Genomic DNA, 1,554 nt, shown 5'->3' with positions numbered 1-1,554 from the left:
CGCTGCCCACGCTGGTGCTCGGCGGGGAGCTCGACGCGCTCGTCACGCCCGACATGACGCGGGCGCTCGGGCGGGACCTCGGTGTGGACGCCCACGTGCTCGCGGGGCGCGGACACGGCTTCCCGCAGGAGGACCCGCAGGGCTTCCGCGCGCTGCTCGCGGCCTTCGTGGACCGCGTGAACGCGGCGCCCGCCTGAAGACACGAACGCTCGTTCGGTATGCTGTGGGCAGGACCACCCTCACTTCCCCGTCTCCCCAAGGAGGACCATGAACAAGCTCTACGGCAGCGCCCCCGAGGCGCTCGGCGACGTCGTCAAGGACGGCATGCTCCTCGCCGTCGGCGGCTTCGGCCTGTGCGGCATCCCCGAGGCCCTCATCCTCGCCCTGCGCGACACGGGCGCCCGCGACCTCACCGTCGTCAGCAACAACGCGGGCGTGGACGGCTGGGGCCTCGGGCTGCTGCTCGAAACCCGCCAGATCCGCAGGATGGTCAGCAGCTACGTCGGCGAGAACAAGGAGTTCGAACGCCAGTACCTCGCGGGCGAGCTCGAACTCGAATTCGTCCCGCAGGGCACCCTCGCCGAGCGGCTGCGCGCGGGCGGCGCGGGCATCCCCGGCTTCTACACCAAGACCGGCGTCGGCACCGTCGTCGCCGACGGCAAGGAGCACAAGGTCTTCGACGGCGAGACGTACATCCTCGAGCGCGGCATCCGCGCCGACGTCGCCCTCGTGAAGGCCTGGAAGGCGGACCGCGCGGGCAACCTCGTCTACCGCAAGACGGCGCGCAACTTCAACCCGATGGTCGCGACGAGCGGACGCGTCACCGTCGCGGAGGTCGAGGAGATCGTGGAGATCGGCGAGCTCGACCCCGACGAGATCCACACGCCCGGCATCTTCGTGCAGCGCCTCGTCCTCAACCCCACGCCCGAGAAGCGCGTCGAGCAGCGCACCGTGCGTCAGAAAGCGGAGGTCTGACGTGAGCTGGAACCGCAACGAGATGGCCCAGCGCGCCGCGCGCGAGCTGCGAGACGGCTACTACGTGAACCTCGGCATCGGTCTGCCCACCCTCGTCGCGAACTTCATCCCGGAGGGCATGGACGTGATGCTGCAGTCCGAGAACGGCCTCCTCGGCATCGGGCCCTTCCCTACCGAGGACGAGGTGGACCCCGACCTCATCAACGCGGGCAAGCAGACCGTGACGGCCCTGCCCGGCGCGAGCTTCTTCAGCAGCGCCGACAGCTTCGCCATGATCCGCGGCGGGCACGTGAACCTCGCCATTCTCGGCGCGATGCAGGTCAGCGAGACCGGCGACCTCGCCAACTGGATGATTCCCGGCAAGATGGTCAAGGGCATGGGCGGCGCGATGGACCTCGTCGCGGGCGTGCAGCGCGTCGTCGTGCTGATGGAGCACACCGCCAAGAGCGGCGAGCACAAGATCCTCGCGGAGTGCACGCTGCCCCTCACGGGTCAGGGCGTCGTGGACCGCATCGTCACGGACCTGTGCGTCCTCGACGTGACCGAGCGCGGCCTCGTCCTCGTGGAGCTCGCGCCCGG

The 1,554-nt window shown here is 69.9% G+C and carries 3 protein-coding genes; all 3 read left to right on the top strand.

Annotation, left to right across the window (positions count from 1 at the left end; translation table 11 throughout):
* Window positions 1-197, top strand: a 197-nt coding sequence (locus DEIPI_RS40195; RefSeq protein ID WP_045234600.1) for an alpha/beta fold hydrolase, incomplete at its 5' end; no start/stop codon positions are given.
* Window positions 198-267: 70 nt separating this feature from the next.
* Entirely contained in the window at window positions 268-975 is a 708-nt protein-coding gene (locus DEIPI_RS0117260; RefSeq protein ID WP_027482585.1) for a CoA transferase subunit A, read from the top strand.
* A gap of 1 nt (window position 976) precedes the next feature.
* Window positions 977-1,554, top strand: a 578-nt coding sequence (locus DEIPI_RS0117255; protein ID WP_027482584.1) for a CoA transferase subunit B, incomplete at its 3' end; no start/stop codon positions are given.

This window comes from Deinococcus pimensis DSM 21231 (genome assembly GCF_000519345.1).
GTDB classification, from domain to species: Bacteria; Deinococcota; Deinococci; order Deinococcales; family Deinococcaceae; genus Deinococcus_A; species Deinococcus_A pimensis.
This window is presented reverse-complemented; position numbering and strand designations above follow the sequence as displayed.